The organism is Snodgrassella sp. B3800, from assembly GCF_026535865.1.
Lineage (GTDB): Bacteria > Pseudomonadota > Gammaproteobacteria > Burkholderiales > Neisseriaceae > Snodgrassella > Snodgrassella alvi_E.
Genome location: NZ_JAFNPH010000006.1, coordinates 49648 through 70749 on the forward strand (window position 1 = coordinate 49648; position 21102 = coordinate 70749).

General features: G+C 46.2%; 19 protein-coding genes. 3 read left to right on the forward strand and 16 right to left on the reverse strand.

Annotated elements, in window-relative coordinates; all coding sequences use genetic code 11:
- Positions 1 to 62: 62 nt before the first annotated feature.
- The 14 genes from nuoN to J3U64_RS08745 are packed head-to-tail and all read right to left on the reverse strand — an operon-like array spanning position 63 to position 14339.
- Positions 63 to 1505, reverse strand: coding sequence for an NADH-quinone oxidoreductase subunit NuoN (gene nuoN / locus J3U64_RS08680; protein WP_267408953.1), 1443 nt, complete (start codon positions 1503 to 1505; stop codon positions 63 to 65).
- Between the two features lie 10 nt (positions 1506 to 1515).
- The gene (locus J3U64_RS08685) at positions 1516 to 3009 is read right to left on the reverse strand and encodes an NADH-quinone oxidoreductase subunit M (RefSeq protein WP_267408954.1); all 1494 of its coding nucleotides are present in this window, start codon (positions 3007 to 3009) and stop codon (positions 1516 to 1518) included.
- Between the two features lie 37 nt (positions 3010 to 3046).
- Positions 3047 to 5071: an NADH-quinone oxidoreductase subunit L gene (gene nuoL, locus J3U64_RS08690; RefSeq protein ID WP_267408955.1), complete on the reverse strand. Its 2025-nt coding sequence runs from the start codon at positions 5069 to 5071 to the stop codon at positions 3047 to 3049.
- A gap of 25 nt (positions 5072 to 5096) precedes the next feature.
- The gene (nuoK, locus tag J3U64_RS08695; protein WP_100141439.1) at positions 5097 to 5402 is read right to left on the reverse strand and encodes an NADH-quinone oxidoreductase subunit NuoK; all 306 of its coding nucleotides are present in this window, start codon (positions 5400 to 5402) and stop codon (positions 5097 to 5099) included.
- A complete protein-coding gene (locus J3U64_RS08700; protein ID WP_267404468.1) occupies positions 5399 to 6052 on the reverse strand; it encodes an NADH-quinone oxidoreductase subunit J in 654 nt (217 codons plus the stop codon). Before J3U64_RS08700 ends, nuoK begins: the two co-directional genes overlap by 4 nt.
- Before the next feature lie 9 nt (positions 6053 to 6061).
- On the reverse strand, positions 6062 to 6541 hold the full coding sequence (gene nuoI / locus J3U64_RS08705) for an NADH-quinone oxidoreductase subunit NuoI (RefSeq protein WP_100141441.1): 480 nt from the start codon (positions 6539 to 6541) through the stop codon (positions 6062 to 6064).
- 19 nt (positions 6542 to 6560) lie between these two features.
- Positions 6561 to 7610 (reverse strand): NADH-quinone oxidoreductase subunit NuoH, encoded by a 1050-nt coding sequence (gene nuoH / locus J3U64_RS08710; protein ID WP_100151423.1) that lies wholly within the window; start codon positions 7608 to 7610, stop codon positions 6561 to 6563.
- A gap of 2 nt (positions 7611 to 7612) precedes the next feature.
- Positions 7613 to 9865, reverse strand: a complete 2253-nt coding sequence (gene nuoG, locus J3U64_RS08715; protein WP_267408956.1) for an NADH-quinone oxidoreductase subunit NuoG — start codon at positions 9863 to 9865, stop codon at positions 7613 to 7615.
- A 32-nt stretch (positions 9866 to 9897) separates the two neighbouring features.
- Positions 9898 to 11193 (reverse strand): NADH-quinone oxidoreductase subunit NuoF, encoded by a 1296-nt coding sequence (gene nuoF / locus J3U64_RS08720; RefSeq protein ID WP_267392088.1) that lies wholly within the window; start codon positions 11191 to 11193, stop codon positions 9898 to 9900.
- On the reverse strand, positions 11193 to 11666 hold the full coding sequence (gene nuoE, locus J3U64_RS08725; protein ID WP_100141445.1) for an NADH-quinone oxidoreductase subunit NuoE: 474 nt from the start codon (positions 11664 to 11666) through the stop codon (positions 11193 to 11195). The genes nuoF and nuoE overlap by 1 nt, the downstream gene beginning before the upstream one ends.
- Positions 11666 to 12919: an NADH-quinone oxidoreductase subunit D gene (locus J3U64_RS08730; RefSeq protein ID WP_100151420.1), complete on the reverse strand. Its 1254-nt coding sequence runs from the start codon at positions 12917 to 12919 to the stop codon at positions 11666 to 11668. Before J3U64_RS08730 ends, nuoE begins: the two co-directional genes overlap by 1 nt.
- Positions 12912 to 13499: an NADH-quinone oxidoreductase subunit C gene (locus J3U64_RS08735; RefSeq protein ID WP_267408957.1), complete on the reverse strand. Its 588-nt coding sequence runs from the start codon at positions 13497 to 13499 to the stop codon at positions 12912 to 12914. The genes J3U64_RS08730 and J3U64_RS08735 overlap by 8 nt, the downstream gene beginning before the upstream one ends.
- A 13-nt stretch (positions 13500 to 13512) precedes the next feature.
- Positions 13513 to 13992: a NuoB/complex I 20 kDa subunit family protein gene (locus J3U64_RS08740; protein ID WP_037407271.1), complete on the reverse strand. Its 480-nt coding sequence runs from the start codon at positions 13990 to 13992 to the stop codon at positions 13513 to 13515.
- Positions 13983 to 14339 carry an NADH-quinone oxidoreductase subunit A gene (locus J3U64_RS08745; protein WP_100090213.1) on the reverse strand — a complete coding sequence of 119 codons (357 nt, stop codon included), beginning with the start codon at positions 14337 to 14339 and terminating at the stop codon, positions 13983 to 13985. The genes J3U64_RS08740 and J3U64_RS08745 overlap by 10 nt, the downstream gene beginning before the upstream one ends.
- A gap of 474 nt (positions 14340 to 14813) precedes the next feature.
- Between J3U64_RS08745 and J3U64_RS08750 the strand changes: the two genes are divergently transcribed.
- Complete coding sequence (locus tag J3U64_RS08750; protein WP_218965379.1) at positions 14814 to 15080, forward strand: chorismate mutase; 267 nt, start codon at positions 14814 to 14816, stop codon at positions 15078 to 15080.
- A 43-nt stretch (positions 15081 to 15123) separates the two neighbouring features.
- Here the strand turns inward: J3U64_RS08750 and murJ are convergent, their stop codons facing one another.
- Entirely contained in the window at positions 15124 to 16662 is a 1539-nt protein-coding gene (murJ, locus tag J3U64_RS08755; protein ID WP_267408958.1) for a murein biosynthesis integral membrane protein MurJ, read from the reverse strand.
- A gap of 236 nt (positions 16663 to 16898) precedes the next feature.
- On the opposite strand from murJ, the gene asd reads away from it, so the two are divergent.
- Positions 16899 to 18014 carry an aspartate-semialdehyde dehydrogenase gene (gene asd / locus J3U64_RS08760; protein ID WP_267408959.1) on the forward strand — a complete coding sequence of 372 codons (1116 nt, stop codon included), beginning with the start codon at positions 16899 to 16901 and terminating at the stop codon, positions 18012 to 18014.
- Between the two features lie 200 nt (positions 18015 to 18214).
- On the opposite strand, the gene J3U64_RS08765 is transcribed toward asd, so the two are convergent.
- Entirely contained in the window at positions 18215 to 19603 is a 1389-nt protein-coding gene (locus tag J3U64_RS08765; RefSeq protein ID WP_267408960.1) for an L-cystine transporter, read from the reverse strand.
- A gap of 272 nt (positions 19604 to 19875) precedes the next feature.
- Here J3U64_RS08765 and thrB point away from each other — a divergent pair, with 272 nt between their 5' ends.
- Positions 19876 to 20796 carry a homoserine kinase gene (gene thrB, locus J3U64_RS08770; RefSeq protein WP_267408961.1) on the forward strand — a complete coding sequence of 307 codons (921 nt, stop codon included), beginning with the start codon at positions 19876 to 19878 and terminating at the stop codon, positions 20794 to 20796.
- Positions 20797 to 21102 lie beyond the last annotated feature (306 nt).

Consider the following 21102-nt stretch of genomic DNA (forward strand, 5'->3'; position numbering starts at 1 on the left):
AAATGCTCATGCAACAGCAAAAACAGCAGCCATAAAGGCTGCTGTCAAATAGATAAAAGACCTTAGCTATGCATCAAAGCCTGTACACACCATGCCATCACGCCATCCGGCACTACACCCCATAGCAACAAAAGCAAACCGTTGATGGATAAAACCACTTTACCCAGCAGGGACATATTAAATACAGGTGCAGCCACAGAATCCGCAGTATCGAAATACATGGTTTTCACCACACGCAGATAGTAGAACGCGCCAATTAATGACATCACCACTGCATACACAGAAACCCATACATAGCCACTAGAAAGCAATGCTTTGATGACTGCCAGTTTGGCATAGAAGCCCATTAAGGGTGGAATACCAGCCATAGAGAACATAGCCAGCAACATTAGGAATGCATACCAGGCATTTTTCTGATTCAGACCGGCAAGATCACTGATATTCTGGCATTCAATATCTTTGTTAGATAACAACATCAAAATGGCAAAGGCCACAGAAGCCATTAAAGCGTAGGTGATGGCATAGTAAATGGCGGCAGTACAGCCAACTTCACCAGCCAACAGCGCCAGCAGAATAAAACCCATATGTGCAACGGTTGAGAAACCGAGCATACGCTTGATACTGGTTTGCATAATGGCAGCAAGATTACCAATAAACAAAGAAGCAATCCCCAATAACAGCAACAAATCGCGCCAGCTTTCCCATTGCGTCAGCAGACCATACACCAGAATACGGAAAGCAAACACCGTGGCAGCGATTTTTGGCGCCGTACCAACCAGAGCAGTTACAGCAGTTGGTGCGCCCTGATACACATCGGGTACCCACATATGGAAAGGCACAGCACCCAGCTTAAATACGATACCGGCTACAATAAATACTACACCTAGTTTCAGCAACCATGGATTAGTGCCTTCCTGACTGGCAGCCAGTACTTGCTGCAACTGCAGAGTACCTGTTGCACCATATACCAGAGAAATGCCATACAACAGCAAACCGGAAGCCAGAGCACCGAGCACAAAATATTTCAGCGCTGCTTCAGCTGCACGGCCACTATCGCGCTGCAGAGCAATCAACGCATACAATGCCAGTGACAGTAATTCCAACCCAACATATAAGGTTAAGAAATGGCATGCAGAAACCATGATGTTCATGCCCAACAGAGCAAACAAGGTCAAAGTGTAAAATTCACCCTGATAAATATTTCTGGCACGGAGATAAGCCTGACTGTAGATAAAAACGGCTATCACCAATCCATACATACATAATTTGGCCAGTTGTGCCATACCATCAAGCACAAACATGTCGTGGAAGGCATATTGAGGTTGCTGTTTCCACACCAGACACTGCACAGCAGCGGTCAAAATCAGGCCGATAACAGATAAGGCACAGGTTATCCAGCGTTGCCGGTCATTCAGCCATAAATCCACCAGCAGTACGGCAAACAGTACGCCAGTTAGCACCAGTTCCGGTACAGCGGGAAATATTGTTAAATCTGTCCAGTTCATTCACATTTCCTTACAGTTTGCTTTGTGCCGCTTGGACAATTAAATCATTAGCTGCCTGATGCACAACGGCGATAAAGGGTTCGGGATACAAACCAAAACCAAGTACCGCTACGGCCAAAATCACCAGAATAAGCAGTTCGCGTTTATTTACATCTTTTAATTGCGCCACTTCGGGGTTTTTGATGGCACCAAAAATCACCCGTTTAAACATCCACAGAGTATAGGCAGCACCATAAATCAGAGTCAGTGCCGCTAGTGCGCCAATCCAGAAATTGGTTTTTACCGCACCGACAATCACCATGAATTCACCCACAAAACCGGATGTACCGGGTAGACCGGCATTTGCCATGGCAAACAGCAGCATGAATGAGGCAAATATCGGCATACTGTTAACCACGCCACCGTAAGCTGAGATATCACGGGTATGCATGCGGTCATACATCACGCCAATGCTCATAAACATGGCTGCTGAAACAAAGCCATGCGACAGCATCTGCATGATGGCACCTTTAAACGCCCAGTCATTCAGGTAACCGCCAGTAAACAGGAAAAAGCCTAAGGTCACAAACCCCATGTGGCTAATGGAAGAATATGCCACCAGTTTTTTCATATCGGTTTGCACCAGAGCCACCATGCCGATATAAATCACGGCAACCAAACTCAGCACAATAATCGCTGGAGCAAAATAGCGTGCTGCATCCGGCAGAATCGGCAGCATAAAACGCAGAAAACCATATCCACCAATTTTCAGGGTAATAGCCGCCAGCACCATGGAACCACCAGTTGGTGCTTCCACGTGGGCATCAGGCAACCATGTATGTACCGGCCACATAGGTACTTTCACTGCAAAAGACAGGAAGAAACCGATAAACAGCAGCACCTGTGCAGTCATGGCCAAATGTTTAATGTTGTGCCATGTTTCGATAGCAAAGCCGCCAGTCTGATTAGACAGGTAAACAAAACCCACCAGCATCAGCAATGAACCCATCAGGGTATAGAGGAAGAATTTGATGGAGGCGTAGACACGTCGCGGACCTCCCCAGATACCGATAATCAGATACATCGGTATCAGCATTCCTTCGAAGAACACATAAAACAGAATGGCATCCATGGCTGCAAAAGCACCATTGATCAAACCAGACATAATTAAAAACGCGGCCATATACTGTGCCGGTCGTTTCTGAATCACCTGCCAGCCAGCGAGCACCACCAGTAAGGTAGTGAAGCTATTCAGAATCACAAACAGCACAGACAGACCATCCACGCCCAAGGCATAGTTGATGTTGAGGCTGTCTATCCAGACATGAAATTCTGTAAATTGAAAGCCACCATTCAAGCGATCAAATTTGCAAAACAGCGGTATGGTGATGAGAAAGGATAGCAGCGCACCTATTAAGGCCAGCACTCTGGCTATCCCAGCGTGCTTGTCTGAGCCGGTGGCCAGCACAACGATACCGGCCAACACGGGCAGCCAAATCGCCAAACTGAGTAAGTAATCGTACATATTTATAGCCTAAAAATACTAAGTTGAATGCCTTGAATTAACCGCCGAACATGGTTTTCAGCAACGGCCAGAATGTCCATGCCACCAGCACAAACACGCCCAGCACCATAGCAGTTGCATAAGTATAGAGGTAGCCGGTTTGAATCCGTCGCACCAGTGCAGCCACTGTGGCCACAACGCGCGCAGCACCATTAACAATTAATTTATCAATGATGAGCACATCACCTACTTTCCAGAACAGCGTTCCCAGCAGTCGGCTGCCTTTGGCAAAAACGTTGTAGTAAAGTGCATCCAGATAGTATTTGTTGTCCAACAAGGTATATATCGGACGGATGGAAGACACAATCCGCGCCGGAATCTGTGGTTTTTTCATGTAGAAAAACCATGCCAGAACTACGCCGGCAATGACCAGCCATAACACTGGTGTAGTCAGACTGTGCAGAGCCATGGCAAAAATACCGTGATATTCTTCTGCCACGGTGGCCAATGCAGGGTGGGCGGCGCTGTTGATGAAAATTACATTATGGTAAAAATCGCTGAAGAGCATGGGTTTGATTGCCCACATACCGACAAACACTGATGGAATAGCCAGTAAAATCAGCGGAATAGTCACCACCAGTGGGCTTTCATGTGGATTATCCTGCGGACGCAGACCATGGTGTTCCTCGCCATGATGATATTCGTCCTGCCCGCTCTGGCGCCATTTTTCTTCGCCGTGGAACACCAGAAAATACAGACGGAATGAATAGAAAGCGGTGACAAATACACTGGCTACCAGTGCCACATAAGCGAAGCTGCTGAAAGGCAGTGTTGAAGCTTTCACCGCATCGATGATGGAATCTTTGGAATAGAAACCGGAGAAGAATGGTGTACCAATCAGAGACAAAGAACCAATCAACATGCAAATCCACGTTACTGGCATGTATTTACGCAGTCCACCCATGTGGCGCATATCTTGATCATGATGCATACCCATAATCACACTACCGGCTGCCAGAAATAACAGTGCTTTAAAGAAAGCATGGGTCATCACATGGAAGACAGCAATATTGTAGGCAGAGGCACCCAGTGCTACGGTCATATAGCCTAACTGCGACAGGGTAGAATAAGCAATCACACGCTTGATGTCGTGCTGAATCATGCCTAAAAAGCCCATAAACAGTGCGGTTATGGTACCGGAAACCATGATGACACCAAGTGCTGTATCAGACAATTCATACAGTGGTGACATGCGTGACACCATAAAAATACCAGCAGTCACCATAGTAGCGGCATGAATCAAAGCAGATATTGGTGTCGGGCCTTCCATTGAGTCCGGCAACCATACATGTAATGGAAACTGGGCTGATTTACCCATGGCACCAACAAAAAGCAGAATACAGGTCACGGTAATCAGTGACCATGGATGGCCGGGAATCAGTTCAATGGTGGCGTTTTTTACTTGATCGATGTGCTGGAATACGTCGGCATAGCGCAAACTGCCGCCAAAATATGCCAGAATCAGGCCAATACCCAGCACAAAACCAAAGTCACCAACACGGTTGACCAGAAAGGCTTTCAAATTGGCAAAGATGGCGCTATCGCGTTTGTAGTAAAAACCAATCAGCAGATAAGACACCAGACCTACGGCTTCCCAGCCAAAAAACAGCTGGATAAAGTTATTACTCATCACCAGCATCAGCATGGAGAAAGTAAACAGGGAAATATAGCTGAAGAAACGCTGGTAACCATCGTCGTCACTCATGTAGCCGATGGTATAAATATGCACCATCAGGGAGACACTGGTTACGATGACAAGCATGGTAGCGGTAAGCGTATCAATCAGAAAACCCACCGAGAAATCCAGCCCGCCCATGGTCAGCCATGTATAGACGTTTTCATCAAATGGCTGACGGCCGCCTGTCATAAACCCGTATAGTACCCACGCCGATAATACGGCGGATAAGGCAACGCCGGCAATGGTGACACTGTGCGCCCCTTTTCGACCTATCAGCTTACCGCACAATCCAGCCAGCAGGGAACCGATGAGCGGAGCCAAAGCAATAATCAGATAAACACTCATAATTTTCTCTCGTTCCTCTCAACCATCAGCCTTTCAGGCTGTCCAGATCCTGTACGTTAATGCTCTGGCGGTTGCGGAAAATCAGCACCATAATCGCCAGTCCGATAGCGGATTCAGCTGCGGCCACAGTCAGAATAAAAAACACGAAAATCTGTCCGGCGCTATCACCAAGATAACGGGAAAAGGCGACAAAGTTAAAATTCACTGCCAGCAGCATCAGTTCGATGGACATCAGAAGAACCAACACATTTTTGCGGTTCATGAAAATGCCCATGGCCGAGATGGCAAATAAGATGGCGCTGAGTACCAAATAATGAGTTAAGGTAATCATGCTTTCTGCTCCCCTTCTGATGCTTCTTCTTTGTTATCGTCAGCTGATGCAGCAACTTCAGGCTGCATTTTCACCATACGGAAGCGGTCTTTGGCCTGTACCTTAACCTGCTCGGCCGGATTGGTACGACGTGGGTTGTGGGTTTGCCGGTGTACCAGAGCAATAGCAGCCACCATACCCAATACCAGCAATATGGCTGCTAGTTCAAACGGCAGCAGATAAGTGGTGTAAATCTGCATACCCAGATCGCGTACATTACTGTAGTCAGCAGGAAGTGGATTGTCGCTACCGAGATGTGCCAGATCAAGTTGTGGATTGACCAGAATGACAATGAGCAGTGCGGCGGTCAGTATCCCCACCAATGCAGCAATCGGCGCATGACGCCAGAAACCGGCGCGCATCTGTTCGATATCGATGTTCAGCATCATGATGACAAACAGGAACAGCACCATCACTGCACCTACATACACCACCACCAACACGATGCCTAGGAACTCAGCCTGCATCAGAATCCACATCATGGCACTGGCACAGAAGGTCAGCACCAGAAACAGCACTGCATGTACTGGATTTTTAGCAATTACAGTATTAATGGCACCAAGCAGTATAACCGCTGCAAATACATAAAACAGAATTAAGGGTAAATTCATGATCACCTCTTAACGATAGGGTGCATCAGCGGCTTTGCATTTGGCGATGTCTTCTTCATAGCGATCGCCAATGGCCAGCAACATAGGTTTAGTGAAATATAAGTCACCGCGTTTTTCGCCGTGATATTCGAAAATACGGGTTTCGACAATGGCGTCTACCGGACAGGCTTCCTCACAGAAACCGCAGAAGATGCATTTAGTCAGATCGATATCGTAGCGGGTGGTACGGCGTGTACCATCCTCACGTTTTTCTGACTCGATATTAATTGCCATAGCCGGACACACAGCTTCGCAGAGTTTGCAGGCAATGCAGCGTTCTTCGCCGTTGGGATAGCGTCGCTGTGCATGCAGCCCACGAAAACGAACTGATTGCGGAGTTTTTTCTTCCGGAAAATAAATGGTTTCTTTACGTGCAAAAAAGTTTTTTAACGTCACTTTCATGCCCGCAAGCAACTCGGTCATCAGAAAAGTTTTAATTATATTTGCCATATTCAGTGCCTCTCCCTGTTTAACGCCATAAAGACAGGGGTGAAATCATCCACAATCCTAAAACAATCACGGCGACAATGGTGACCGGAATCAATACTTTCCAGCCCAGACGCATAATCTGGTCATAGCGGTAACGCGGAAACGTTGCCCGTATCCACAGATAGAAATACAGCACCAGTGCCATTTTCAGGAACATCCACAATACACTCGGAGTACCAATGAAGCCCCAACTTTGCGGAAAGGGTGATAACCAGCCGCCAAAGAACAACAAAGCTGTCAACGCGGCCACCAGAATCATGAAAATATATTCCGCCAGAAAGAATAAGGCGAAAGCGAAACCGGAATATTCAACATGGAAACCGGCAACAATTTCTGATTCACCTTCGGCCACGTCAAACGGGGCGCGGTTGGTTTCGGCCACGGCCGAAATCAGATACACCACAAATAACGGAAATAGTGGCAGCCAGTTCCACGAGAAAATGGAACCACCAGCTATACCTTTGGCTTGCGCCATGACGATATCGTGAAAATCCATACTGCCGGATACCATAATCACCCCAATCAGGGCAAATCCCATGGCTATTTCATAGGAAATGGTCTGAGCAGAAGCACGCATGGCGCCAAGAAAGGCGTATTTGGAGTTGGATGCCCAGCCCGCAATGATGACACCATATACCGACAATGACGTAATCATGAGAATATAGAGCAGGCCGGCATTGATACGGGTAAGAAACCAAGTTTCGCTAAACGGAATCACTGCCCAAGCGGCAAAAGCCGGCATCAGCGACATCATCGGGCCGATATAAAACAAAGCTTTATTGGCCTGTGACGGGCGGGTCACTTCTTTAAATAAGAGTTTTAATACATCGGCAAAAGGCTGGATTAAACCATAAGGTCCGGTCACATTCGGACCGACGCGCAACTGCATGTAACCGATGACTTTACGCTCAAAATAAGTCAAATAGGCAACGGTGATAATCAGCGGCAACATGATGATGACAATCTTGACGATTACAGACACCAGTAAACCGAAGTCGTTGCCTAATAATTGTTGAAACCACGCTTGCATGATTATCCTTTACTCAATTCCACAGTGGTCAATAAAGCACCCAGCTGCCAGTTACTCTGATGCAGTGGCAGCAGCAGTACGTTTTCAGGCAGGGTATCGTCCGCAGCTACGCTGACCGCTACCGCATCATTGTTCTGTTTCGCCCATGCCGTATCGCCATTTGTCAGCCCCAGTGCACTAAGCGTATGGCTGTGTGCTCGCGCAGCAGGAACGGCAGCATGTACTGTGTTCTGCAAAGGAGCTGAACGGCGCACGATGCCATCGGTGGCATACAGGCTGACACCACCTACTCGTACCAGACTGATAGCAGGATTGCTAGTGGCAACCGGCTGAATCTGATTATTCAGCAAAGCAGATAACTGGTCTTTGTCCAGTGCATCAGCCAGAATCTGCTGCGTGTTTTCATACTCAAAACCCTGCAGTTCAAGGACGTTGCCAAGTACCCGCAGTACTTTCCATAATGGTCTGGCTTCTCCATACGCCTGTACCACACCATGGAACGATTGCAGCCGACCTTCCATATTGATAAAGCTGCCAGAAGTTTCGGTAAATGGGGTGATCGGCAGCATCACATCGGCCACTTCGCGCAATACGGCACTATCATATGCGGTGAATGCCATGACTGTCTGTGCTTGCTTCAGCGCAGCAATAGCGGCAGCACCATTGGCCACATCCATATCGGGTTCCACATTCAGCAGCATCACGGCCTGTTTCGGCTGAGTAATTTGCGCGGCAATACTGTGTTCGGCCGTTTTAGCCGCCACGCCCACTATTTCAGCACCAATACTGTTCGCTGCTTGCGGCAAAACACCAAGAATACTGCCAGTTGCTTCTGCCAGATCCTGTGCTGCAGCATAAACGGCAGCGGCATCTGAATGATTAAGGACATCAGCGCCCAGAATAATGCTGGTTTTCTCCGCTTTTAATAACGCCTGCCCTACTTCACTGTTTAGTGCATTGCTTAACCAGTCTATCCACTGATAAGGATGCAGGCTGACTTGAGCCAGTAAAGGCATGAATAGTTCTTCTTGGGCTGCAGCCAGTACTGCCACCTGTGTGCCGTTTTTGGTGGCTTGCCGGATGCGAGCGGTGAGCAATGGCTGCTCCTGACGCAATCGGGCACCAACAATCAGAATTACTTCATTGGCCGCGAGCTGCTCAATGCTCTGTCCCAGCCACTGCGCCCCTTTTGCAGCTGCGCCCAGTCGCCCATCTAGCGCTCGTAGACGACTATCAACAGCGTTGATGCCCAGTCCTTGAGCCAGTTTGCCGGCCAAATGCATTTCTTCCACAGTATTGGCAGGATTGACCCACATGCCAATTGCTTCGCTGCCAAAATCGTGGCTGACACCATGTAAGCCCTTGGCCACATAATCGAGTGCAGTTTGCCAGTCGACGGTATGCCACTGGTTATCCTGTTTGATTTGCGGTTGGGTTAAGCGTTCCTGATACAGTCCTGCATAAGCAAAGCGGTCGCGGTCACTGAGCCAGCATTCATTAATGGCTTCGTTTTCCAGTGGCAATACACGGCGCACTGTATGGTCTTTGGTCTGCACAATTAGATTACTGCCCAGCGCATCATGGGCAGAAATGGATTTCCGTCGGCTCAGCTCCCATGAACGGCTGTCAAAACGGAATGGTTTGCTGGTTAAAGCACCAACTGGACATAAGTCAATGACATTGCCAGACAGTTCGGTTTCCAGTGTTTTGCCATTAAAGGGAGCAATTTCAGAATGTTCACCACGATTTTTCATCGCCAGCTCCTGTTTACCGGCGATTTCTTCAGTAAAACGAATGCAGCGGGTACAATGAATGCAGCGGCTCATTTCGGCAGCCGACACCAGCGGCCCCATCTCTTTACCGGCAACAGCATGTTTGGCTTCGCTGTAACGACTGGCGCCTTTGCCATAGCCCATGGATAAATCCTGCAGCAAGCACTCACCACCCTGATCACAAATCGGGCAATCCAGCGGGTGATTAATCAGCAGAAACTCCATTACCCCTTTTTGGGCATCTTTCGTCAATTTAGAATCGGTTTTCACCACCATACCATCGGTTACCGGTGTGGCACAGGCAGGCAACGGTTTGCGTGACTTTTCCACCTCAACCAGACACATTCGGCAGTTGGCGGCGATGGACAATTTTTTGTGATAGCAAAAGTGCGGAATGAACGTACCGGCCTGACGGGCGGCTTCTATCACCGTACTACCCTGCTCGACAGAAAGTTGTTTACCGTCAATTTGAATTTGTAACATAGGTTCGCAATCCTAACTAAGCAGATAGTGCCTTAGCACCAGCGATGTTCTTTCATGGGTTTGCCGTGTTCGATGTAGTGCTCAAACTCGGGGCGGAAATGCTTCATAAAGCCCTGAATCGGCATCACCGCCGCATCCGCCAACGCGCAGATTGTACGCCCCGAAATATTATTACCGAGTGATTCCAGCAAATCTAAATCCTCCGGCCGTCCTTTACCCGAGGTAATACGGTGGATAATGCGATACAGCCATCCTGTACCTTCACGACATGGGGTACATTGGCCGCATGATTCTTCAAAATAGAAGTAACTTAGCCGCTCCAATGCTTTAACCATACAGACATCTTCATCCATGACAATCACTGCACCGGATCCAAGCATAGAACCAGCTTTGGCAATGGCATCATAATCCATCGTAATTTCCATCATGACATCGGCCGGCAGTACCGGTGCGGAGGAGCCACCTGGAATCACTGCTTTCAGCTTTTTGCCATTGCGCATGCCACCGCACATATCGAGTAAGTCTCTAAACGGTGTGCCCAGCGGTATTTCGTAGTTACCGGGGCGTTCTACATGGCCGGAAACTGAAAATAGCTTGGTACCGCCATTATTTGGAATACCCTTATCCGCAAATTGCTGGCCACCATCGCGAATAATAAACGGCACCGAAGAGAACGTTTCTGTGTTATTGACAGTAGTGGGCTTGCCATATAAGCCATAGGAAGCCGGAAATGGTGGTTTGAAGCGCGGCTGACCTTTTTTGCCTTCCAGTGACTCCAGCAGAGCGGTTTCTTCGCCGCAAATATAAGCACCATAGCCATGATGGGCATGTAACTCAAAGCTGAAATCACTGCCCAGAATATTTTGCCCGAGGAAACCAGCATCTCGCGCCTGCTGTAAAGCAGTTTCAAAGCGTAGATAGCTTTCGAAGATTTCGCCGTGAATATAGTTATAGCCGGTAGCCGCACCCATTGCATAACCACCAATAATCATGCCTTCAATCAGGGCATGAGGATTGTAATCAATGATATCCCGGTCTTTAAATGTACCGGGCTCACCTTCATCGGTATTGCAGACGATGTATTTGGTACCTGGAAATGAACGCGGCATGAAACTCCATTTCAGTCCAGTCGGAAAGCCAGCGCCGCCACGTCCACGCAGGCCAGATGTTTTCAGCTCGGCTATCACATCGTCCTGCGGTATTTTGTCATGAATGATTTTTTTTAGTGCTTGATAGCCGCCGCGGGCTAAATAGGCTTCCAGCGTCCAGCATTCCGGATCAGTTGTATCAACCTGATTGAAAATTACGCCATTTTGGTACATTGCCATCAGTTCAACTCCGCCAGTTTCGCTTCGATGGCTTCTTCGCTCATAAAGCTACACATTTTATGATTGTTCACTAACAGCACCGGCGCATCACCACAGGCACCCATGCATTCGCCTTCTAAAAGCGTGTATTTGCCGTCAGCAGTGGTTTCGCCATAGCGAATACCAAGGCGCTTTTGTAGATATTCACCGGCATTGACACCACCACGCAACGCACAGGGAAGATTGGTACATACGGTGAGTTTATATTTACCTACCGGCTGGAGGTTATACATATTGTAAAAAGTAGCCACTTCCAATGCTTGTGCCGGTGGGATACCTATGTAGTCTGCTACTTCCTCGATGGTTTCTGGCTGTAACCAGCCCTTTTCTGTCTGTGCGATGCGCAGGGCTGACATAATGGCACTGCGACGCTGGTCGGCCGGATATTTGGCCAGTTCTGTATCAATCTGTTTTAAACTCTCAGCGGACAACATTATCTATCCACCTCCCCAAATACAATATCCTGAGTACCAATAATGGCGACTACGTCTGCAAGCATATGGCCGCGTGCCATTTCATCCATACCTTGTAAATGGGCAAAGCCCGGTGCACGGATTTTCATGCGATAAGGTTTGTTGGCACCATCTGAAATCAGATACACACCAAACTCCCCTTTCGGATGCTCAGTGGGCACATAAACTTCACCCTCCGGCACATGCATCCCTTCGGTAAACAGCTTGAAGTGGTGAATCAATTCTTCCATCCCGTCTTTCATAGCGGTACGATGTGGCGGCGCCACTGTATGATCATCCGTAATCACCGGCCCGGGATTGGTTCTGAGCCAGTCAACACACTGGCGGATAATACGGTTAGCTTGCCGCATTTCATGAATGCGACACAGATAGCGGTCGTAGCAGTCACCATTGATGCCAACCGGAATATCGAAATCCATGGCGGCATAGGCATCATAAGGCTGTTTCTTACGAATATCCCACTCTATCCCGGAGCCACGGAGCATCACGCCGGTAAAACCTTTCTGCATGGCTCGCTCTGGTGAAACCACACCAATCCCAACAGTACGCTGTTTCCAGATACGATTATCTGTAAGGAGATTTTCATATTCATCCACGCAGGCAGGGAACCGATTAGTAAAGTCTTCAATGAAGTCTAGCAAGGTGCCTTCACGGCTAGCGTTGAGTTTTTGCAATACCTTGGCATTACGGTATTTGCTGGATTCATACTTAGGCATGAAATCCGGCAGATCACGGTAAACGCCGCCTGGACGGAAATAAGCAGCATGCATACGTGCACCGGATACCGCCTCGTAAATATCCATCAGGTCTTCACGTTCGCGGAATGCATACAGAAACACAGTCATGGCCCCGATATCCAGTGCATGCGAACCGATACCCATGAGATGGTTGAGGATTCGAGTAATTTCGGCAAACATCACGCGAATATATTGAGCGCGAATGGGTACATCAATATTCAGCAGACGTTCAACAGACAGGCAGTAGGCCTGTTCATTACACATCATGGATACATAATCCAGACGATCCATGTACGGCAATGCCTGAAGATAGGTACGTGATTCAGCTAATTTTTCCGTACCACGGTGTAATAGCCCGATATGTGGATCGGCACGAACGATATTTTCACCATCCATTTCCAGAATCAGGCGCAACACGCCATGTGCAGCCGGATGCTGCGGCCCGAAATTAATGGTGTAATTGCGTAATTTAGACACCGTACTGCTCCTCTCTCACCACGCGCGGCGTGACTTCACGCGGTTCAATCGTTACCGGCTGATAAATCACGCGGCCTTCGGCCTCGTCATAGCGCATTTCCACATAGCCGGAAACCGGAAAATCTTTACGAAATGGGTAACCGACAAAGCCATAGTCAGTCAAAATACGGCGTAAGTCGGGATGGTTGTTAAACAGGATGCCGAACATATCAAACGCTTCGCGTTCATACCAGTTGGCACCGTTATAAATGTCCTCAACAGAATCAACCGTAGGAAAATCTTCCTCCTCTGCCCATACACGCACGCGAATGCGCCAGTTATTGCTGATTGACAGTAAATGGCTTACAACGGCAAAACGTTTGCCTTCCCATGGTTCATTTTTGTAGCTCTGATAATCCACACCACATAAATCAATCAGAGTTTCGAATTTCAGTTCTTGGTGGTCTCGCAGGATTTGCATCAGTTGGTGATAATCTGCGGTGGCGCAATCCAGCGTCAGCTCACCGCGATCCAGACAGTAACGTACTTTATCGCCGAAAGTGGTTTCACACACGGCCTTCAGTATTGCTATATCTGCCATATTTTCCTCACTTTCAGACCCGCGCTATGGTGGCGGTACGCTTTATTTTCAGCTGCAATTGCAACAGACCATAAACCAGTGCTTCTGCTGTAGGCGGGCAGCCAGGTACATACACATCGACCGGCACAATACGGTCGCAGCCGCGCACTACCGAATAGGAATAATGGTAATAACCGCCACCATTGGCGCAGGAACCCATTGACAATACCCAGCGCGGCTCTGCCATCTGGTCATAAACTCGGCGCAAGGCAGGCGCCATTTTGTTGCATAAGGTACCGGCCACAATCATAAGGTCAGACTGGCGCGGCGACGGACGGAAAATAATGCCGAAGCGGTCCAGGTCATAACGGGCAGCACCGGCCTGCATCATCTCTACAGCACAACAGGCCAGCCCAAAAGTAGCCGGCCACAATGAACCGGTACGCACGTAGTTGAGTACGGTATCGGCAGTAGTTGTGACAAAACCTTTTTTTAAAACGCCTTCTATTCCCATTCCAGAGCGCCTTTTTTCCATTCATAAACAAAGCCGATAACCAGAATCAGCAAAAACACCATCATCGACCAGAAGCCATAGGCACCCAGCTCTTTAAACACCACGGCCCACGGCACCATAAAAGCCACTTCCAGATCAAAGAGGATGAATAAAATGGCCACCAGATAGTAGCGCACATCAAATTTCATACGTGCGTTTTCAAACGCTTCGAAACCGCACTCAAACGGTTCCTGCTTCATTTTATACGGGCGATTTGGTCCCAGTAACAGACCCAGAGAAATAAAAAGAACTCCGGCAGCAAAGCCAACCAGAACAAATATTAAGATGGGGAAATAATTCGCCAACATAATTGCGCCGACCTTATGCAAATATTGGTAAAATTGATGTATTGTAACTAATTTCGAACGTTATTAAAAGTACGTATTACATTAAACAGAAATAAAAAAATAATGTTTTCAATAATATAATGATAATTGTTATCATTAATATCTTCAGACAATCACTTGTTAATTTTCTATATTTTTTTCTGCTAGAGAAAACTGAATATCAATTATAAAATTTTTTATTAATCCCTGTTAGTTACAATTTTGCTCTATAAATATCACTTTTAGATAATTCAAACAACATAATTAAGAGGATTGAGAGTCGCCCTGCAGTTTAACTTGAATTAAATTCTTTTAATCGATATTTTTCATTTGTTAATCTTAACGTTTTTAACTATACATAACATCTTTACCAGCCTAAAATATAATTTCTTGATAAATAAATAACTTACAAATATGCCTTATACTCCACACCGTCTGCCAGATGATTGCCGCAATATGAATGAAATCCGTAGCGAAATTGATAACATTGATTATGCGATCATTCAGTTATTGTCCATCCGTTTCGGTTATGTCAAAGCAGCCAGTAAATTTAAAAAAAATACTGCCGATGTTCAAGCCAGTGAACGTTTCAAAAGTATGCTTGAAAAACGCCAGCACTGGGCAGAAGAGCAAGGTCTTAACGGAGAGGTAATCAAAACGCTGTACTCTGATTTAGTTAAATATTTTATTGCCGAAGAATTGAAAGAATTTGAACGAAAGTAATAAGCTTGCTTTACTCATCAAAAAAGCTAAAATATTAAGCTATTTATTCTGCTTCGGCACGCCGGAAATCACGTATCCGGAAACCCAATGCGAAAAGAGCACCGAAGTACAAGACAATTCCGGCCGCAATCAAGGCACTTAGCTGACCTACTTTTATCAGTCCGCCACTATGCCAATTAAACGGCAAATAATGCTGCAAGAGCCACAGACCGCTTCCCATAATGATCAATGCCAACACCAGCCGTACCAGAAAACGCATCCATCCTGCTGTGGGTGTATACAGTTTCTGCCGCCGTAAAAGAATATACAACAGCCCAGCATTGATACAGGCACCTAAGCTGATGGCCAGAGCCAGACCAACATGATGCAGTTTCCACACAAACAGTAGATTCATTAACTGCGTCATACATAAGGTGAAAATCGCGATTTTGACTGGCGTTTTTATGTTTTGACGCGCATAAAAACCTGGTGCCAATACCTTTATCAAAATCAGGCCAATTAGACCAACAGAATAGGCCACCAATGCGCCTTGTGTCATCAGTGCATCATATTCATTGAACTCTCGGTACATAAACAGCGTCGCTACCAGTGGAAAGGACAAAACCGCCATACCCACAGCTGCCGGCAAAGTGAGCAGCATACATAGACGCAGCCCCCAGTCGAGTAAAGCGGAAAAACTGGCAATGTCATTAGTGGCAGAGTGTTTAGACAGAGTGGGCAGTAGAATTGTTCCCAGTGCTACGCCCAGTACACCCGTCGGCAACTCCATTAGACGATCGGCGTAATACATCCACGATACTGAACCCGATTGCAGATAGGAAGCAAAGATGGTGTTAATCACTAAAGATATCTGCGCCACTGATACACCAAGAATGGCCGGTGCCATTTGCTTTAAAACACGGTTTACGGCCTTGTCCCTAAGTTTTAGCTTAGGCATGGCCAGAAAACCCAGCCTAAATAAATATGGCAATTGATACAGCAGCTGCAACAATCCTCCTACAAATACTGCCCATGCCAGAGCCAGTACCGGCGGATGAAAATATGGTGCCAGCCATATAGCAAATACAATAAAGGAGATATTCAAAAATGTGGGTGTAAAAGCCGGCACACTGAACTGATGATAGGTATTGAGTACGCTGCCAACCAGTGAAGACAACGAAATCAAAAATATATACGGGAATGTGATCCGCAATAGCTGGACAGAAAGTGCAAACTTATCGGCATCTTGTTGAAAACCAGGCGCAGAAATATAAATTACCACCGGCGCAGCCAGAATCCCGATGGCAGTCACGATTATTAGCACAAACGACAGCAATCCGGCCACATGCTGCACAAAAGCCCGCGTTGCTTGTGGTGAACGCGTCTCGCGGTACTCAGCCAGTATCGGCACAAAGGCCTGTGAAAATGCGCCTTCGGCAAAAATACGGCGCAACAGATTGGGGAGTTTAAACGCCACAAAAAATGCATCTGTTGCCATGCCCGCACCAAAGCTGCGGGCTATTATGGTGTCGCGGATGAAACCTAGCACACGTGACAACATGGTCATGCTGCTGACTTTGGCCAGAGTACGCAGTAAATTCATCGATTGCACCAACTAAAAACAAAGGCGAAAGTGTACACCGGAATGGCTACCGATTCTATACGGCCAGAATTGAGCTCAAACGGATAGCACTAATCTGCCAAAACGTGCTATTCAGCATCAAATACAATTCAAACAAAAATTAACAGTTTACAAATAGTCACGAATATGGTTATAAGAGTGAACGACTTCTGGTAACAGAGATTTTGATTCATTTAAAGTGACTTAAGGAGCACCCGGTGAAAGTAGGTTTTGTTGGCTGGCGCGGCATGGTGGGTTCGGTATTGATGCAGCGCATGCAGGAAGAAAATGATTTTCAGAACATTGCTGATGCGTATTTTTTCACGACGTCGGCTGCAGGTGCGGCAGCGCCGGATTTTGGTCAGACAGCTAAAACTTTGCTGGACGCGCATAATCTGGAAGCTCTGGCACAAATGGATATTATTGTTACTTGCCAAGGGGGTGATTATACAAAAGCTGTGCATCAGCCATTGCGCGAACAAGGCTGGCAGGGTTTCTGGATTGATGCTGCCTCTACCCTGCGTATGAGTGATAAAGCCGTTATCGTACTTGACCCAGTCAACCGTGCTGTAATTGATACTGCATTATCTAGTGGAATCAAAGATTTTGTAGGTGGTAATTGTACAGTATCACTGATGTTGATGGCTCTTGGCGGTCTGTTTGAGCAAGATTTAGTAGAATGGGCTACCAGCATGACCTATCAGGCAGCTTCCGGAGCTGGTGCTCAAAATATGCGCGAGCTGATCAGTGCCATGGGTGCAATTGAATCACAGGTTAGTACCGAGCTGGCCGATCCGGCCAGTGCTATTCTGTCCATCGACCGCAAAGTAGCCGATTTTCTGCGCAGCGATGCTTATCCGCAGACACAATTTGGCGTACCGTTGGCCGGAAGCCTGATTCCTTGGATTGATGCCGATCTGGGTAATGGCCAGTCAAAGGAAGAGTGGAAAGGTTCCGTGGAAACCAATAAGATTTTAGGTCGTAGTACCCAACCACTGGTGATTGATGGATTGTGCGTACGTGTGGGTGCCATGCGCTGCCACAGTCAGGCGCTAACTATAAAACTGAAACAGGATTTACCGGTCTCTGAAATTGAACGTATTTTGGCGTCAGCTAATGACTGGGTAAAAGTCGTGCCGAATGAAAAAAATGCCTCCATGCACGAGCTGACACCTGCGGCTGTTACCGGCACATTAACTGTACCTGTCGGACGTATTCGCAAAATGGGTATGGGCGGTGATTACATTAGTGCATTTACCGTTGGTGACCAGCTTTTATGGGGTGCCGCAGAACCCATCCGGCGCATGTTGCAAATTGTTCTACACAGCAGATAAATATACAGTAGCAAGTTGGATAATATTTACTTGTCCTGTATTCATAACAGGGTGGTTTATATTTAATTACCCTGTTTTTTTCTGAGTGCATTCATAATCGCAATCTGTTCAGATCATTGCGAGAGCATCAATATAAATTCAGCCAGTCCGTATTAAAAGACTGGCTGAAATTCAAAGTAGTTTTAGTTCACTCAAAACGATTATGGTGTAAGCTCATCATGTTCGCTACTATTTAGTATGGCTTGATCCGTTTGGTGTAGCCACTGGCTGGTTAAAGTACCGGCGGTCATGGCGCCACTAACATTTAATGCCGTGCGACCCATATCAATTAAAGGTTCCACCGAAATTAGTAACGCAACTAATGTAATCGGCAAGCCCATTGCCGGTAATACAATCAAAGCAGCAAAAGTCGCACCACCACCCACCCCTGCTACCCCAACTGAGCTGATGGTTACTATTCCAACTAGGGAAGCTATCCACCAAGGGTCAAGCGGATTAATTCCTACTGTTGGTGCAACCATAGTAGCCAGCATGGCCGGATACAAGCCAGCACAGCCATTCTGCCCGATGGTTGCACCAAAAGAAGCAGCGAAACCAGCAATCGACTTTGGCACACCTAGGCGTTGTGTCTGTGCCTCGACATTTAGTGGAATAGAAGCAGCACTGGAGCGGCTAGTAAAGGCAAATGTCAGCACCGGCCAAACCTTCTGTAGATATTTTATTGGATTGATACCAGAAACCCCTAGCAACAAACCATGTACCATAAACATTAATGCCAATCCCAAATAAGACACCAGTACAAAAGCCCCAAGCTTGATGATATCTTGTAAATTGGAAGCGGCCACTACTTTTGTCATTAACGCCAGCACGCCATAGGGAGTTAATAACATGACGATCCGAACCAGCTTCATAATCCAACTTTGCAACGTATCTATAGCCAGCAATACCCTTTCACCTTTAGCGGCATCATCTTTCAAAAGTTTCAATGCCGCTATACCTAAAAATGCAGCAAAAATCACAACACTGATAATAGAAGTTGGATTTGCTCCAGTTAAATCAGCAAAGGGGTTTTTTGGAATAAATGAAAGAAGCAGTTGTGGTACGGTTAAATCGGCTACCTTTCCAACATAATTTGTTTGAATTGCAATATAACGTGCAGTTTCAGCCTCACCCTGAATCAAGCCGTTTGCAGTCAATCCAAACAAGCTGGTAAGAAGAGTTCCTATTAGGGCCGCAATAGCCGTAGTCAGCAACAATACACCTATCGTCATCAGGCTGATTTTGCCCAGCTGTGTGGCATTATGTAAACGCGCTACCGCACTCAGAATAGAAGCAAATACTAGCGGCATCACTACCATCTGTAAAAGCTGAACATAACCATTACCAATTACATTAATCCACTGCAATGATGCATCAACAGCTGGACTGGCTATGCCGTATACAAGCTGTAGCCCCAGTCCGAATAAAATACCCAGAATCATACCCAGCAATACTTTTCTGGAAAGACTCCATTTGATAAACTGCGTTCGACCAAGCACCCATAATAACAATGCGAACACTATCGTGTTCGCAAGCACGGATAAATTCATTTTATACTCCTGAACTGGCAAACCTTCAGCCAGCGTTTAATACATAGTGCTTATCAAGGATACGTAAATCTTCTCAGCTTGTGAAATAGCCCTTATGCATTCATTTATTCCTTTTTATTATATGTTAAAAGCATAATAACCGCTGTATTAGTCCTGTTTTGCTGACTGAATACAAGTTTTTTTTGTTATCATGCACACGTTTTGCTGAAATCACTTCTATTTTCTGTTTCAGCTTTTAATAATGTCTATATCCTGTTTGATTGGTGATATCTATGTCTGTTTATACCAGTGTCAGCGATGATGAAATGCGCACTTTTCTGCGCGATTATCACTTGGGTCGATTTATTGGTTTGCAAGGTATCGCTCAAGGGGTAACCAACAGTAATTACTTCGTTACCACCACACGGGGACGTTATGTATTAACAGTATTTGAAGCCATGACCCAAGCTGAACTGCCTTTTTTTCTGGATCTTACCCAGCATCTCAGTGCTCATGATGTAGCTTGTCCTGCCCCCATTGCCCGAATAGACGGTCGGTTGGATAGTACGCTTGCAAGCAAGCCAGCCTGTTTAGTTACTTGCTTGTCTGGCAAAGACACCAGCAGCCCTTCTGAGCAGCAATGCTTCCATACAGGAGCCATGCTGGCGAAAATGCATTTGGCCGGAACTGAATTTCCTCAAACAATGCCTAATCCACGCTACATAAGCTGGTGGCACGAAGCCAGCAATCGGCTGTTACCTTTTCTAAATGCAGAAGATAAGCATCTATTGCTAGAAGAAATTGCTTTTTTTGATACTCATAATCGTGCGGATTTACCAGAAGGTATTATCCATGCCGATCTGTTCCGTGATAATGTTTTGTTGGACGGGGAGCAGGTAGCCGGATTTATTGATTTCTATTATGCATGTAATGGCAACTTCATGTACGACCTTGCTATTGCAGTAAACGATTGGGCTCGACGAGCAGACAATCATCTTGATCAGAATCTGCAGCAAGCTTTTTTTCGTGGATATGAAAGCATACGAACATTAACCACTGATGAAAAAGATTATTTCCCGATTGCACAACGGGCAGCATGTATCCGTTTCTGGGTTTCACGCCTGCTTGATTATCATTTTCCGCAAGTTGGCGAAATCACCTTCATCAAGGATCCAAATGTATTCCGTGATTTATTACTAAGCTTGCGCCAGTAATATATTTTATATGCCATCAGCAATAGAAAATATATTAATTTCAAACTTTTCAATAAAAGCAAAGAATATACGGAAGAATTTTTTATCTTAAGAAAAGTTCATTTATTAAATAATTTATCAATCTAATAATTTATCAGCTTATTTAAAAAATAATTAACCATTCAATTTTTTTGATGCTTTTTATTCAAGGTTTATTCAAATGTTTTCTCATAGTTTTTTGTCTTAAAATAATTAATAGTGAATTAAGCCAACCAGATAGCTTCAGCATTAACCAACCATTTTTATCAAAAACTTTGAATTTTTTGA

What these genes read in the sequence shown, in the direction of transcription:
- nuoN (WP_267408953.1), bottom strand. Translation starts at nt 1,505, where the DNA reads ATGAACTGGACAGATTTAACAATATTTCCCGCTGTACCGGAACTGGTG.
- nuoF (WP_267392088.1), bottom strand. Translation starts at nt 11,193, where the DNA reads ATGGCAATGTACCAAAATGGCGTAATTTTCAATCAGGTTGATACAACT.
- thrB (WP_267408961.1), top strand. Translation starts at nt 19,876, where the DNA reads ATGTCTGTTTATACCAGTGTCAGCGATGATGAAATGCGCACTTTTCTG.
- nuoK (WP_100141439.1), bottom strand. Translation starts at nt 5,402, where the DNA reads ATGATTACCTTAACTCATTATTTGGTACTCAGCGCCATCTTATTTGCC.
- nuoG (WP_267408956.1), bottom strand. Translation starts at nt 9,865, where the DNA reads ATGTTACAAATTCAAATTGACGGTAAACAACTTTCTGTCGAGCAGGGT.
- J3U64_RS08685 (WP_267408954.1), bottom strand. Translation starts at nt 3,009, where the DNA reads ATGTACGATTACTTACTCAGTTTGGCGATTTGGCTGCCCGTGTTGGCC.
- nuoL (WP_267408955.1), bottom strand. Translation starts at nt 5,071, where the DNA reads ATGAGTGTTTATCTGATTATTGCTTTGGCTCCGCTCATCGGTTCCCTG.
- J3U64_RS08740 (WP_037407271.1), bottom strand. Translation starts at nt 13,992, where the DNA reads ATGGGAATAGAAGGCGTTTTAAAAAAAGGTTTTGTCACAACTACTGCC.
- J3U64_RS08735 (WP_267408957.1), bottom strand. Translation starts at nt 13,499, where the DNA reads ATGGCAGATATAGCAATACTGAAGGCCGTGTGTGAAACCACTTTCGGC.
- nuoI (WP_100141441.1), bottom strand. Translation starts at nt 6,541, where the DNA reads ATGGCAAATATAATTAAAACTTTTCTGATGACCGAGTTGCTTGCGGGC.
- J3U64_RS08700 (WP_267404468.1), bottom strand. Translation starts at nt 6,052, where the DNA reads ATGAATTTACCCTTAATTCTGTTTTATGTATTTGCAGCGGTTATACTG.
- murJ (WP_267408958.1), bottom strand. Translation starts at nt 16,662, where the DNA reads ATGAATTTACTGCGTACTCTGGCCAAAGTCAGCAGCATGACCATGTTG.
- nuoH (WP_100151423.1), bottom strand. Translation starts at nt 7,610, where the DNA reads ATGCAAGCGTGGTTTCAACAATTATTAGGCAACGACTTCGGTTTACTG.
- J3U64_RS08765 (WP_267408960.1), bottom strand. Translation starts at nt 19,603, where the DNA reads ATGAATTTATCCGTGCTTGCGAACACGATAGTGTTCGCATTGTTATTA.
- J3U64_RS08750 (WP_218965379.1), top strand. Translation starts at nt 14,814, where the DNA reads ATGAATGAAATCCGTAGCGAAATTGATAACATTGATTATGCGATCATT.
- nuoE (WP_100141445.1), bottom strand. Translation starts at nt 11,666, where the DNA reads ATGTTGTCCGCTGAGAGTTTAAAACAGATTGATACAGAACTGGCCAAA.
- J3U64_RS08745 (WP_100090213.1), bottom strand. Translation starts at nt 14,339, where the DNA reads ATGTTGGCGAATTATTTCCCCATCTTAATATTTGTTCTGGTTGGCTTT.